Annotated in this window: 11 protein-coding genes and 1 pseudogene; 10 read left to right on the forward strand and 2 right to left on the reverse strand. The window is 72.8% G+C overall.

The genetic code is table 11. From position 1 onward, the window contains the following. Nucleotides 1-212: pseudogene (locus V9U70_RS09480) on the reverse strand (bifunctional DNA primase/polymerase); the annotation flags it as partial. A gap of 427 nt (nt 213-639) precedes the next feature. Here V9U70_RS09480 and nsdA point away from each other — a divergent pair. From nsdA to ffh, 5 genes are all read left to right on the forward strand, one after another. After that, on the forward strand, nt 640-2,115 hold the full coding sequence (nsdA, locus tag V9U70_RS09485; RefSeq protein WP_336674044.1) for a transcriptional repressor NsdA: 1,476 nt from the start codon (nt 640-642) through the stop codon (nt 2,113-2,115). Nucleotides 2,116-2,431: 316 nt separating this feature from the next. Continuing rightward, a complete protein-coding gene (locus tag V9U70_RS09490; RefSeq protein ID WP_336674045.1) occupies nt 2,432-3,784 on the forward strand; it encodes an ammonium transporter in 1,353 nt (450 codons plus the stop codon). After that, nucleotides 3,781-4,119, forward strand: coding sequence for a P-II family nitrogen regulator (locus tag V9U70_RS09495; protein ID WP_336674046.1), 339 nt, complete (start codon nt 3,781-3,783; stop codon nt 4,117-4,119). Before V9U70_RS09490 ends, V9U70_RS09495 begins: the two co-directional genes overlap by 4 nt. A 29-nt stretch (nt 4,120-4,148) precedes the next feature. Continuing rightward, nucleotides 4,149-6,602: a [protein-PII] uridylyltransferase gene (locus V9U70_RS09500; protein WP_336674047.1), complete on the forward strand. Its 2,454-nt coding sequence runs from the start codon at nt 4,149-4,151 to the stop codon at nt 6,600-6,602. A 131-nt stretch (nt 6,603-6,733) separates the two neighbouring features. Then, the gene (gene ffh / locus V9U70_RS09505; RefSeq protein WP_336674048.1) at nt 6,734-8,281 is read left to right on the forward strand and encodes a signal recognition particle protein; all 1,548 of its coding nucleotides are present in this window, start codon (nt 6,734-6,736) and stop codon (nt 8,279-8,281) included. A 178-nt stretch (nt 8,282-8,459) separates the two neighbouring features. On the opposite strand, the gene V9U70_RS09510 is transcribed toward ffh, so the two are convergent. Next, the gene (locus V9U70_RS09510) at nt 8,460-9,332 is read right to left on the reverse strand and encodes an MDR/zinc-dependent alcohol dehydrogenase-like family protein (RefSeq protein ID WP_336674049.1); all 873 of its coding nucleotides are present in this window, start codon (nt 9,330-9,332) and stop codon (nt 8,460-8,462) included. A gap of 561 nt (nt 9,333-9,893) precedes the next feature. Between V9U70_RS09510 and V9U70_RS09515 the strand changes: the two genes are divergently transcribed. The 5 genes from V9U70_RS09515 (at nt 9,894) to trmD (ending at nt 12,929) form a co-directional block, all read left to right on the forward strand. Continuing rightward, nucleotides 9,894-10,487 (forward strand): hypothetical protein, encoded by a 594-nt coding sequence (locus V9U70_RS09515; RefSeq protein WP_336674050.1) that lies wholly within the window; start codon nt 9,894-9,896, stop codon nt 10,485-10,487. Nucleotides 10,488-10,644: 157 nt separating this feature from the next. Then, entirely contained in the window at nt 10,645-11,085 is a 441-nt protein-coding gene (rpsP, locus tag V9U70_RS09520; RefSeq protein ID WP_336674051.1) for a 30S ribosomal protein S16, read from the forward strand. Nucleotides 11,086-11,087: 2 nt separating this feature from the next. After that, entirely contained in the window at nt 11,088-11,327 is a 240-nt protein-coding gene (locus V9U70_RS09525) for an RNA-binding protein (RefSeq protein WP_336674052.1), read from the forward strand. 163 nt (nt 11,328-11,490) lie between these two features. After that, nucleotides 11,491-12,108 (forward strand): ribosome maturation factor RimM, encoded by a 618-nt coding sequence (rimM, locus tag V9U70_RS09530; protein ID WP_336674053.1) that lies wholly within the window; start codon nt 11,491-11,493, stop codon nt 12,106-12,108. Further along, the gene (trmD, locus tag V9U70_RS09535) at nt 12,108-12,929 is read left to right on the forward strand and encodes a tRNA (guanosine(37)-N1)-methyltransferase TrmD (RefSeq protein WP_336674054.1); all 822 of its coding nucleotides are present in this window, start codon (nt 12,108-12,110) and stop codon (nt 12,927-12,929) included. The genes rimM and trmD overlap by 1 nt, the downstream gene beginning before the upstream one ends. Nucleotides 12,930-12,988 lie beyond the last annotated feature (59 nt).

Consider the following 12,988-nt stretch of genomic DNA (forward strand, 5'->3'; position numbering starts at 1 on the left):
GGGACCGCGCCGGCGACCCCCAGCGGATGGGCGCCGGGGGCGGGGCAGACCGGATCGCCGCACGAGCAGGAGCCGGAGCGGGCCCGTGCGCCGGGCGCCACGGCCCAGCCCCACAGCCCGGTGTACTCGGCGACCGCGGCGCCCTCGGCGTCCCGGCCGCGCCGCCGCGCGCCGGGTCGACGCTCTCGGATGCCGCCGATCGTGAAGCCCATGCCCCCTCCAACGCTCCGAATCTTCGGTGGTTACGACGCGCGGCGCCCGGGCAGCCCCCCGTAGCCTGCACTCGAACGAGTGGCGTACGCGGTAGTGCGCTGGGTAGTGCGTCATGAAGTGCGCGCCCCCGAGTGCGTCCGTCCGCCCGTCCTCGGTCCTGGTCGCTCAAGTCAAGCGCGCCCAGGGGCAGTCGGGGTCATTCGAAGGGGTGGCGAATGGTGGCGTTTCCGCATTCCCTCTCGCTGAGGCGGTGTTCGTAGGATTACCGTCGGTACCCGGAACCTGGGAGCATGTGCACCCGCGGGTATGCCGCGGGCAACCCGATCCTCTGTTCGGCGGTGTGCGACAGGCGTACGGACGGCACCGAGGCACGGCATTCTGATAATGGTTCGCGCGATGAGGTTTCGGCGGGATGGGGGCGTACCAGTGAGTGGCAGCGGCGCAGGCGACACGGATGCCGGAAAGCGCCCCAACGGGCCATTGGGCTCATGGTTCGTGCGCAGCGGCTGGTCCAAGGGCGAGCTGGCCCGCCAGGTGAACCGGCGGGCGCGTCAGATGGGCGCCCACCACATCAGCACCGACACCTCCCGGGTGCGGCGCTGGCTCGACGGGGAACAGCCGCGGGAGCCGATTCCGCGCATCCTCTCCGAGCTGTTCTCCGAGCGCTTCGGCACCGTCGTGGCCATCGAGGACCTCGGGCTGCGCACCGCGCACCAGTCGCCCTCGGTCTCCGGCGTCGACCTGCCCTGGGCCGGGCCCCAGACCGTCGCCCTGCTCAGCGAGTTCTCCCGCAGCGACCTGATGCTCGCCCGGCGTGGCTTCCTCGGCAGCTCACTCGCCCTGGCCGCGGGCCCCACGCTCATCGAGCCCATGCAGCGCTGGCTGGTGCCCGTCCCGGCCCAGAACCCCGGAGCGCTGGACTCCAAGGACACCGCGCACCGCCCCTCCAGGCTCTCGCCGCCCGAGCTGGACCTGCTGGAGTCGACCACCGCCATGTTTCGGCAGTGGGACGCCCAGTGCGGCGGCGGGCTGCGCCGCAAGGCCGTCGTCGGCCAGCTCCACGAGGTCACCGACCTGCTCCAGGAGCCCCAGCCCGGCCCCACCGCCCAGCGCCTCTTCCGCTGCGCCGCCGAACTGGCCGAGCTGGCGGGCTGGATGAGCTACGACGTCGGCCTCCAGCCCACCGCGCAGAAGTACTTCGTGCTCGCCCTGCACGCCGCCAAGGAGGCGGGGGACAAGCCGCTCGGCAGCTACATCCTGTCCAGCATGAGCCGCCAGATGATCCACCTGGGCCGCCCCGACGACGCCCTGGAGCTGATCCACCTGGCGCAGTACGGCAGCCGCGACTGCGCCACTTCCCGGACGCAGGCCATGCTGTATGCGATGGAGGCCCGCGCCTACGCCAACATGGGCCAGCCCAGCAAGTGCAAGCGGGCCGTCCGGATGGCCGAGGACACCTTCCTGGACGCCGGTCTGGACGGCGAGCCCGAGCCCGACTGGATTCGCTTCTTCTCCGAGGCGGAGCTGAACGGGGAGAACGCCCACTCCTTCCGGGACCTCGCCTACGTCGCAGGCCGCAGCCCCACCTACGCCTCGCTCGCCGAGCCCGTCATGGAGAAGGCGGTCGAGCTGTTCGGCGAGGACGACGAACACCAGCGCTCCTACGCCCTCAACCTCATCGGCATGGCCACCGTCCACCTCCTCCAGCGGGAACCGGAGGAGTCCACCGTGCTGGCCGCCCGGGCCCTGAGGATCGCCAAGAAGGTCCGCTCCGAGCGGGTGAACACCCGCCTGCGCAAGACCGTCGACACCGCCGCCAGGGACTTCGGCGACGTCGCCGACGTCGCCCGGCTCACCGAGCTGCTCCACGAACAGCTTCCGGAGACCGCCGAAGCGGTCTGACCCGACCCCGGCGCCCCTCCCGTACGGCACCCCGCCCCGCCCCCCTGCCGCCAGACCACACGGAGGGGCGCCCGGCCATGCCCGGGGCCTCCCGCCGCGCCGTGGGCGCGGCGCGGGGCAGATCACCGGACGCGCCGCCCCGGATTCATCCGGATGTAACGCGCACCCCCTCTTCGTCACGTCGGCGAAACATCGTGGGGCACCCCTCGAAACGGCGCTCCGTCAATCTCGTGCCCCATAGCCGGCCCGCACCTGTACCCCGTGGCCCCGCAGCCTTCCCCGCACGCCGCGGCCGCACGACGACGAGGAGACGCCGATGCCCCCAGGCATCACGACGCTTGCCGCAGACGCCCCCGGGCTGTCCGCCGCCAACACCGGGTTCATGCTCATCTGCTCGGCCCTGGTGATGCTCATGACCCCCGGCCTCGCCTTCTTCTACGGAGGCATGGTCCGCGTCAAGAGCACCCTCAACATGCTGATGATGAGCTTCGTCAGCCTCGGGATCGTCACGGTCCTGTGGGTGCTCTACGGATTCAGCCTCGCCTTCGGCTCCGACGTCGGCTCGGTCGTCGGCTGGAGCTCCGACTACGTCGGTCTCAGCGGGATCGGCGTCACCGAACTCTGGGACGGCACCACCATCCCGGTGTACGTCTTCGCCGTCTTCCAGCTGATGTTCGCCGTCCTCACCCCGGCCCTGATCAGCGGTGCGCTGGCCGACCGCGTGAAGTTCACGGCGTGGTCGCTGTTCGTCCTCCTGTGGGTCACCGTCGTCTACTTCCCCGTCGCCCACTGGGTCTGGGCGCCGGGCGGCTGGCTCTTCGAGATGGGCGTCATCGACTTCGCCGGGGGCACGGCCGTCCACATCAACGCGGGCGCCGCGGCGCTCGGCGTGATCCTGGTCATCGGCAAGCGCGTCGGCTTCAAGAAGGACCCGATGCGGCCGCACAGCCTGCCGCTCGTCATGCTCGGCGCGGCCCTCCTGTGGTTCGGCTGGTTCGGCTTCAACGCCGGTTCCTGGCTCGGCAACGACGACGGCGTCGGCGCGGTCATGTTCCTGAACACCCAGGTCGCCACCGCCGCCGCCGTCCTCGCCTGGCTCGGCTACGAGAAGTTCCGCCACGGCTCCTGCACCACCCTCGGCGCCGCCTCCGGCGCGGTCGCCGGCCTCGTCGCCATCACCCCGGCGGGCGGCTCCGTCAGCCCCCTCGGCGCCCTCGCGGTCGGCGCGATCGCCGGTGTCCTGTGCGCCATGGCGATCGGCCTGAAATACCGGTTCGGCTACGACGACTCCCTGGACGTCATCGGCGTCCACCTCGTCGGCGGCGTGATCGGCTCCCTCCTCGTCGGCTTCTTCGCCACCGGCGGCGTCCAGTCCGACGCCAAGGGCCTCTTCTACGGCGGCGGCCTGGAACAGCTCGGCAAGCAGACCGTCGGCGTCGTCGCTGTCCTCGCGTACTCTCTGGCCGTCTCCGCCGTCCTCGCCCTCCTGCTGGACCGGACCATCGGCATGCGGGTCTCGGAGGACGACGAGATCTCCGGCATCGACCAGGTCGAGCACGCCGAGACGGCGTACGACTTCAGCGGCGCCGGAGGCGGCACGGTCGCCCGTACCGCCGCACCCGCCCCGGACCCGACGGCAGCACCCAAGGCGAAGAAGGTCGACGCATGAAGCTCATCACCGCGGTCGTGAAGCCGCACCGGCTGGACGAGATCAAGGAGGCCCTCCAGGCCTTCGGCGTCCACGGACTCACCGTCACCGAAGCCAGCGGCTACGGGCGCCAGCGCGGCCACACCGAGGTCTACCGGGGCGCCGAGTACACCGTCGACCTGGTCCCCAAGGTCCGCGTCGAGGTCCTGGTCGAGGACGAGGACGCCGAACAGCTCATCGAGGTCGTCGTCAAGGCCGCCAGGACCGGCAAGATCGGGGACGGCAAGGTCTGGAGCGTCCCGGTCGACACCGCCGTCCGCGTCCGCACCGGCGAACGCGGCCCGGACGCCCTCTGACCGACGGCCCGCACACGGAAGGCACCCGGGTGACGATCGACGAGACCACCGAAACCGAAGCCTCGGGACCCAGCGGCTACGCGGCGGCCCGGCTGCGCCTCCTCCAGCAGGACGCGCGGTCCGGGCCGCCGCGCCGTGCGGCCCTCGCCCGCCTCACCGACGACTGGCTCACCGGCCTGTTCGCCGCGGCCGCCGAACGCGCCGGGGTGCGCGGGGCCGCCCTGGCCGCCGTCGGCGGCTACGGCCGCGGCGAACTCTCCCCGCGCAGCGACCTCGACCTGCTCCTCCTGCACGACGGCAGCGCCGGCCCGGCGGCCCTCGCCGCCCTGGCCGACGGCCTCTGGTACCCGGTCTGGGACCTGGGCCTGGCCCTCGACCACTCCGTGCGCACCCCCGGCGAGGCGCGCGGAACCGCCCGGGAGGACCTCAAGGCCCAGCTCGGCCTGCTGGACGCCCGCCCCGTCGCCGGCGACCCGGGCCTCGTCACCTCCCTGCGCACCGCGGTCCTCGCCGACTGGCGCGACCAGGCCCCGGCGCGCCTGCCCGCCCTCGCCGCCCTCTGCCGGGACCGGGGCGAACGCGCGGGCGAACTCCAGTACCTCCTGGAACCCGACCTCAAGGAGGCCCGCGGAGGCCTCCGCGACGCCACCGCCCTGCGCGCGGTGGCCGCCTCCTGGGTCGCCGACGCCCCGCGCGAAGGACTGGCCGAGGCCCGCCGCACCCTCCTGGACGCCCGCGACGCCCTCCACCTCACCACCGGGCGCGCCACCGACCGGCTCGCCCTCCAGGAGCAGGAGCAGGTCGCCGAGGCGCTCGGCCTGCCCGACGCCGACGCCCTGCTGCGCCGGCTGTACGAGGCCGCCCGCACGATCTCGTACGCCACCGACGTCACCTGGCGCGAGGTCGAACGGGTGCTGCGCGCCCGATCGGCCCGCCCGAGACTCCGCGGGATGCTCGGCGGCCGCGGCTCCCGGACCGCCCCCGAACGCACCCCCCTGGCCGACGGCGTGGTGGAGGCGGACGGCGAAGTGGTCCTCGCCCGCGCCGCCCGGCCCGAACACGACCCCGCCCTCGCCCTGCGCGCCGCCGCGGCCGCCGCCGAGGCCGGGCTCCCGCTCTCCCGCCACCTCGTACGCCACCTGGCCGCCACCGCCCGGCCGCTGCCGGTCCCGTGGCCCCCCGAGGCCCGGGAGGAGCTGGTCACCCTGCTCGGCGCGGGGGAGGCCGCCGTCGGCGTCTGGGAGGCGCTCGAAGCGGAAGGGATCATCAGCGGACTGCTGCCCGACTGGGAACGCGTCCGCTGCCTGCCCCAGCGCAACCCCGTCCACACCTGGACCGTCGACCGGCACCTCGTGGAGACCGCCGTCCGCGCCGCCTCCTTCACCCGCCGCGTCCGCCGGCCCGACCTCCTGCTGGTCGCCGCCCTGCTCCACGACATCGGCAAGGGTCTGCCCGGCGACCACTGCGAATCCGGCGCGCCCATCGCCCGCGACACGGCCGCCCGCATCGGCTTCGACCGGCACGACGCCGACGTCGTCGCCGCCCTCGTACGCCATCACCTGCTGCTCGTCGAGACCGCCACCCGGCGCGACCTGGACGACCCGGCCACCGTGCGGTCGGTCGCTTCGGCCGTCTCCGACACCTCCACCCTGGAACTCCTGCACGCCCTCACCGAGGCCGACGCGCTCGCCACCGGGCCCGCCGCCTGGAGCGCCTGGCGCGCCTCCCTGGTGAACGACCTCGTCGAACGCGTCGCCGCCGTCCTCACCGGCAAGAGCCCGGAGGAGCCCGAGGAAGCCGCGCCCGGCGTCGAGCACGAACGCCTCGCCGTCGAGGCCCTGCGCACCGGCCGCCCCGTCCTCGCCCTGCACACCCGGCCGGAGGAGCCCGCGGAGGGCGGCCCGGCCGAACCCGTCGGCGTCGAACTCCTCATCGCCCTGCCCGACCGCCCTGGCGTCCTGCCCGCCGCCGCCGGGGTCCTCGCCCTGCACCGCCTCACCGTGCGCGCCGCCGACCTCCGGGCCGTGGAGCTGCCCGACGAGCTGGGACGGTCGGCGGACCTGCTGCTGCTCACCTGGCGGGTCGCCGCCGCGTACGGGTCCCTCCCGCAGGCCGACCGGCTCCGCGCCGACCTCGCACGCGCCCTGGACGGCTCCCTGGACATCGCGGCCCGCCTCGCGGAACGGGAGGCCGCCACCCCGCGCCGACGCGGGGTGAAGGCCCCGCCGCCCCGGGTGGCCGTCGCCGCGGCCGGGTCCCGGCGCGCCACCGTCATCGAGGTCCGCGCCCAGGACGCCCCGGGCCTGCTGCACCGGATCGGGCAGGCCCTCGAACAGAGCGCCGTACGGGTGCGCAGCGCACACGTCTCGACCCTGGGCGCCAACGCGGTGGACGCCTTCTACGTCACCGGGGCCGACGGCGAACCGCTGTCCCCGGTCCGGGCCGCCGAGGTCGCGCAGGAGGTCGAGAAGGCTCTCGGGTGACCCCTGCTCCGCCCCCTCCAGGGTCTCGCCGGCCGCCGGAACCGGGCGCGGGCTTGGTGATCGCCGGGGGACGGATACCCTGGAGGGCGACCTACCTGCCCCGCCCCCGACCCTGAGGACCGACGAGCGCCGTGTTCGATACTCTCTCCGACCGCCTTAGCGCGACTTTCAAGAACCTCAGGGGCAAGGGCCGCTTGTCCGAGGCGGACATCGACGCCACGGCACGCGAGATCCGTATCGCCCTGCTGGAAGCCGACGTCGCCCTGCCCGTGGTCCGGGCCTTCATCGCCAACGTGAAGGAGCGGGCGCGCGGCGTCGAGGTCTCCCAGGCGCTGAACCCCGCCCAGCAGGTCGTCAAGATCGTCAACGAGGAGCTCGTCTCCATCCTCGGCGGCGAGACCCGGCGGCTGCGGTTCGCCAAGAACCCGCCCACCGTGATCATGCTCGCCGGCCTCCAGGGCGCCGGTAAGACGACGCTGGCCGGAAAGCTCGGCCTCTGGCTCAAGAGCCAGGGCCACTCCCCGCTGCTGGTCGCCTGCGACCTCCAGCGCCCCAACGCCGTCAACCAGCTGAGCGTCGTCGCCGAGCGCGCCGGCGTCGCGGTCTACGCCCCGGAGCCGGGCAACGGCGTCGGCGACCCGGTGAAGGTCGCCCAGGACTCCATCGAGTTCGCCAAGGCCAAGGTCCACGACATCGTGATCGTCGACACCGCCGGCCGCCTCGGCATCGACCAGGAGCTGATGCGCCAGGCCGCGGACATCCGCGACGCCGTCAGCCCCGACGAGATCCTCTTCGTCGTCGACGCGATGATCGGCCAGGACGCGGTCAACACCGCCGAGGCCTTCCGCGACGGCGTCGGCTTCGACGGCGTGGTGCTCTCCAAGCTCGACGGCGACGCCCGCGGCGGCGCGGCTCTGTCGATCGCCCACGTCACGGGCAAGCAGATCATGTTCGCGTCGAACGGCGAGAAGCTGGAGGACTTCGACGCGTTCCACCCGGACCGGATGGCCTCCCGCATCCTCGACATGGGCGACCTGCTCACCCTGATCGAGCAGGCGGAGAAGACGTTCAGCCAGGAAGAGGCCGCCAAAATGGCCTCCAAGCTGTCGTCGAGCAAGGGCAAGGACTTCACGCTCGACGACTTCCTGGCCCAGATGGAGCAGGTCCGCAAGATGGGCTCCATCTCCAAGCTGCTCGGGATGCTGCCCGGCATGGGGCAGATGAAGGACCAGATCAACAACATCGACGAGCGGGACATCGACCGCACCGCCGCGATCATCAAGTCGATGACCCCCAAGGAGCGCGCCGAGCCGACGATCATCAACGGTTCGCGCCGGGCCCGTATCGCCAAGGGGTCGGGCGTCGAGGTCTCCGCGGTGAAGAGCCTGGTGGAGCGTTTCTTCGAGGCCCGCAAGATGATGTCGAAGATGGCCCAGGGCGGCGGCATGCCCGGGATGCCGGGAATGCCCGGCATGGGTGGCGGCCCCGGCCGTCAGAAGAAGCAGGTCAAGCAGGCCAAGGGCAAGCGCAAGAGCGGCAACCCGATGAAGCGCAAGGCAGAGGAGCAGGCCGCGGCGGCCCGCCGCGAGCAGGCGGCGGCCCAGGGCGGCGCGTTCGGACTGCCCGCCCAGGACGACAAGAACTTCGAGCTGCCGGACGAGTTCAAGAAGTTCATGTAGCCGGTCCGCCCCCCACGCGCGCCCCCTGGCACAGGCGAGGGGCGCCCTCTTGCCCAGGGCGCCCCCAGGGGATGCCCTGCGGATCGGAGCCGGGTCCGCGACGCCTGGCACGGCGCCTCGCGGCGTTGCCGGCCCTGATCCGCCGGACACTCCTGGCGCCTGACGGGCTCCGTGCCCCTCAGGCCGCGCACACGAGGTAGCGGAAGACGTTCGGCATCCACACCGTGCCGTCGCGCCGCCGGTACGGGCGCAGGGCCTGAGCGACCTCCTCCTCGACCCGGGGGCGGCCCGCGGCTCGAACGGCGGCGTCGAAGAGTCCGGTGGACAGCAGCCCGCGCACCGCGCTGTTCGTGTCCGCGTACCCGAACGGGCAGGAGACCCGCCCGGAACCGTCCGGCTTCAGCCCGGCCCGCGCCGCCACCTCCTCCAGATCGTCCCGCAGCGTGGGCCGCCAGTCGCCGGGGCCCGCAGGCGCCGGGCGCGCCGAGCCCGCGAGCCGGGCCGCCACCCGCAGCACCGCTGCCGTGGCACACCGCTCCGGCGGGCCCCAGCCGCTCAGCACCACGGTGGCGCCCCGTACGGCCAGCGGAACGGCGGCCTCCAGCGCGGGGACCAGCCCCTCGGAGTCGCCGGCCGTGCAACCGACCGGCTCGAAGACCGTGATCAGGTTGTACGGAGTCCCGTCCGGACCGGCCGCCGCGGGCCTGCCGCCCGCCGACAGCCGGGTCCGATGCGCGGGCCGCGCGGGCGCGTCGTCCCGGCCGGCCTCGGACAGCAGGCGCGCGCGGGCCGGCGTCAGGCGCTGCCGGTCGAAATCCACACCCGTGACGTACGCCCCCCGGGCCGCCGCGACGAGCATCGCGAGGCCGGAGCCGCAGCCGAGCGACAGCATCCGGGTGGCGGCCCCGACTTCCAGCCGGTCGTACACCGCTTCATACAGCGGCGCCAGCATGCGTTCCTGGATCTCGGCCCGGTCACGTGCGTGGGAGCCGGCGTCCGCCGACGCGGAGGAGCCCGTGTCCAGGTGGTTCCGGACGAGCGTTGGTGTCATGGATAGCGCCCCAATCCGCCGAGAGGTCGATCGTGCCCGAATGAACGCCCCCCGTGTGCGTGTGCCGCCCCCGTATGCCGGAGAACCGAGCGTCGGCCGTCCGTCCGGGGGAGTGGGACACCGTCTGCGCACCCCGGCCGTGCATCCGGCCGAAACCGTCACGCGCCGTCCCGCCCACGTCGTCGTGAGGCCGGAAGGGCCAGGGGCGCCCCGCCCCGCCGACGCCGTACGAGTGCCGGCACCGGGAGGCCGCTGTGTCCGCGAACCATGTCTGCTCCGCGACCAGTCTGACCCGACACCCCGCGCCGGGCACGTCGAGGGGCGCTGCCGGTAGTCTCGCGAGCGGGCCGGCACGCGCAGGCGGCCGCCTGCGCACCCCACGGCCACCGCCCCGCCCCCATCGGACGCTACGCACCACCTTGGTGCGAGCTGTGCGTCTTCTCCGCAGTTCGGCGCACGCGCCCTCGTCCGGACCCATCAACGGCAACTGACTGGTACGTGCAAATTATTTGGGATGCCCCGGAATAGGAACACCGAGGCACCCGGGCTCGTTGTCACGACGTGAGCACGACACCACCTGTACTTGCCGCAGAGCTGGCACAGGCGTGGGCCGACATTCAGCGGTACCACCCCGAGCTGCCAGACCTTGCCGCGCCCGAGTCCCTGATCGGAGAGTCCTCGTCCGCCTGTGGCGCCGAGCTCTCCTTCGAGCGACTGCTCCACGAGGCAGTCCACGGCATCGCCGCCGCGAGAGGTGTCCGCGACACCTCCCGCGCCGGCCGATACCACAACCGACGTTTCCTCGCGATCGCCGAGGAGCTGGGCCTCGATCACGCCGACGAGCCCCATCCCAGCAGCGGTTTCTCACTGGTCGCCCTGGTTCCGGAGGCCAAGCGCCGGTACCGCCCGACCATCGAGCGGCTGCAGCGCGCCCTCAAGGCGCACACGGTGGCCACCGCCGCCGACACCAAGCGCTCGTTCCGCGGCCCCGCCGCCCGGCACGGGTCCTCCGGGGGAGGCGTGCGAGTCAAGGCGGTCTGCGACTGCGGACGCAACGTCCGGGTCGTCCCGTCGGTCCTGGCGCAGGCGCCGATCGTCTGCGGCGGCTGCGGAAAGCCGTTCCGCATCCCCGAATCGGCGGTCGCGGTGGGGTGAGCCGGTGGGGTGTGGCACAATGTCTAGCTGTACTCGACAGTCGCATAGGACCCCTCTCTCCTCCGGCTGACGCGTCCGTCGGGCACCCGAGTACCGCAACCCCACGTGGCATCTTCGTTGTGCCCAACCACGTCATAGACCAGGAGACACCACTCCCGTGGCAGTCAAGATCAAGCTGAAGCGTCTGGGCAAGGTCCGTTCGCCTCACTACCGCATCATCGTCGCCGACTCCCGTGTCCGCCGTGACGGCCGGGCCATCGAGGAGATCGGCCTGTACCACCCGGTGCAGAACCCGTCGCGCATCGAGGTCAACTCGGAGCGTGCGCAGTACTGGCTGTCCGTCGGCGCCCAGCCGACCGAGCCGGTTCTCGCGATCCTGAAGCTCACCGGTGACTGGCAGGCCCACAAGGGCCTCCCGGCCCCCGCGCCGCTGCTGCAGCCGGAGCCCAAGGCTGACAAGCGCGCACTGTTCGAGGCGCTGACCGCGGACGGCGACGAGGCCAAGGGTGAGGCCATCACCCCCAAGGCCAAGAAGTCCGACAAGAAGGCGGACGAGGCGGCCGACGCTGCCGTGTCCACCGAGTCGACCGAGGCCTGAGCATGCTCGAGGAGGCTCTCGAGCACCTCGTGAAGGGCATTGTCGACAACCCCGACGACGTGCAGGTTGCCTCGCGCACCCTGCGCCGCGGGCGCGTGCTGGAGGTCCGGGTCCACCCCGATGACCTCGGCAAGGTGATCGGCCGCAACGGCCGCACCGCTCGCTCCCTGCGTACGGTCGTGGGTGCCATCGGCGGTCGTGGAATCCGCGTCGACCTCGTCGACGTGGACCAGGTTCGCTGAAGTAGTTGAACACCGGCCAGGGCCGGGGAGGGCCTTCGGGCCGTCCCCGGCCTTTGTCGTCGGTCCCCGGCCGCGTCGCCGCTCCCGCGGCGTCCGCCACCCCGTCCAGTCGCGTCCGCACTCATCCAGTCGCGTCCGCACCCCCACCCATCGGAGAAACAGCGTGCAGTTGGTAGTCGCGCGGATCGGCCGCGCCCACGGCATCAAGGGCGAGGTCACCGTCGAGGTACGAACGGACGAGCCGGAGCTGCGGCTCGGGCCCGGCGCGGTCCTCGCCACAGAGCCGGCGGCGACGGGGCCGCTGACGATCGAGTCCGGCCGCGTCCACAGCGGACGGCTGCTGCTGCGTTTCGAAGGCGTGCGCGACCGCACCGCCGCCGAAGCCCTGCGCAACACCCTGCTGATCGCCGAGGTGGACCCTCAGGAGCTCCCGGAGGACCCCGAGGAGTTCTACGACCACCAGCTGATCGACCTCGACGTGGTCCTCGCCGACGGCACCGAGATCGGCCGGATCACCGAGATCTCCCATCTCCCCTCGCAGGACCTGTTCATCGTGGAGCGGCCCGACGGCAGCGAGGTGATGATCCCCTTCGTGGAGGAGATCGTCACCGGCATCGATCTGGAGGAGCAGCGGGCGGTCATCGCCCCGCCGCCCGGCCTGATCGACGAGAGCGAGGCTGTGGTGGCCTCGTCCCGCGAGGAGGAGGCGGACGCCGGGGGCGCGGACGCCGGGGTCGCGGACTCCGGTGACGCGGGCGAGGCGCCGAAGGGCGACGTCTGATGCGGCTCGACGTCGTCACGATCTTCCCGGAGTACCTGGAACCGCTGAACGTCTCCCTCGTCGGCAAGGCCCGCGCCCGTGGCGTGCTGGACGTCCACGTCCATGACCTGCGGGAATGGACGTACGACCGGCACAACACGGTCGACGACACCCCTTACGGCGGCGGCCCCGGCATGGTCATGAAGACCGAGCCCTGGGGCGAGGCGCTCGACGAGGCCCTCGCCGACGGCTACGAGGCGGGAGCGCACGGCCCGGTCCTCGTCGTGCCCACGCCCAGCGGCCGCCCGTTCACCCAGGAACTGGCCGTCGAGCTGTCCGCCGCGCCGTGGCTGGTCTTCGCCCCCGCGCGGTACGAGGGCATCGACCGCCGGGTGATCGACGAGTACGCCACCCGGCTGCCGGTCGTCGAGGTCTCCATCGGGGACTACGTGCTCGCCGGCGGGGAAGCCGCCGTGCTGGTGGTCACGGAGGCCGTGGCCCGGCTGCTGCCGGGCGTCCTCGGCAACGCCGAATCGCACCGGGACGACTCCTTCGCCCCCGGTGCGATGGCGAACCTGCTGGAGGGCCCTGTCTACACCAAGCCGCCGGAGTGGCGGGGCCGCTGCATCCCGGAGGTCCTGCTGAGCGGACACCACGGGAAGATCGCGCGCTGGCGGCGGGACCAGGCCTTCGCCCGCACCGCCCTGAACCGGCCGGATCTGATCGAGCGGTGCGAGGCGAGCGCCTTCGACAAGAAGGACCGCGAGATCCTCTCCATCCTCGGCTGGGCGCCGGAGCCCGGCGGCCGATTTTGGCGCAGGCCGTCCGCCGTGGAAGAATAGGCCGCTGCCGTACGTCCGACGAGCGCCCCTGCCACAGGGGGAAAGCCGCCCGTCCGACG

Origin of the sequence: Streptomyces pratensis (genome assembly GCF_037137275.1) — a bacterium.
In the GTDB taxonomy this organism is placed as follows: domain Bacteria; phylum Actinomycetota; class Actinomycetes; order Streptomycetales; family Streptomycetaceae; genus Streptomyces; species Streptomyces pratensis_B.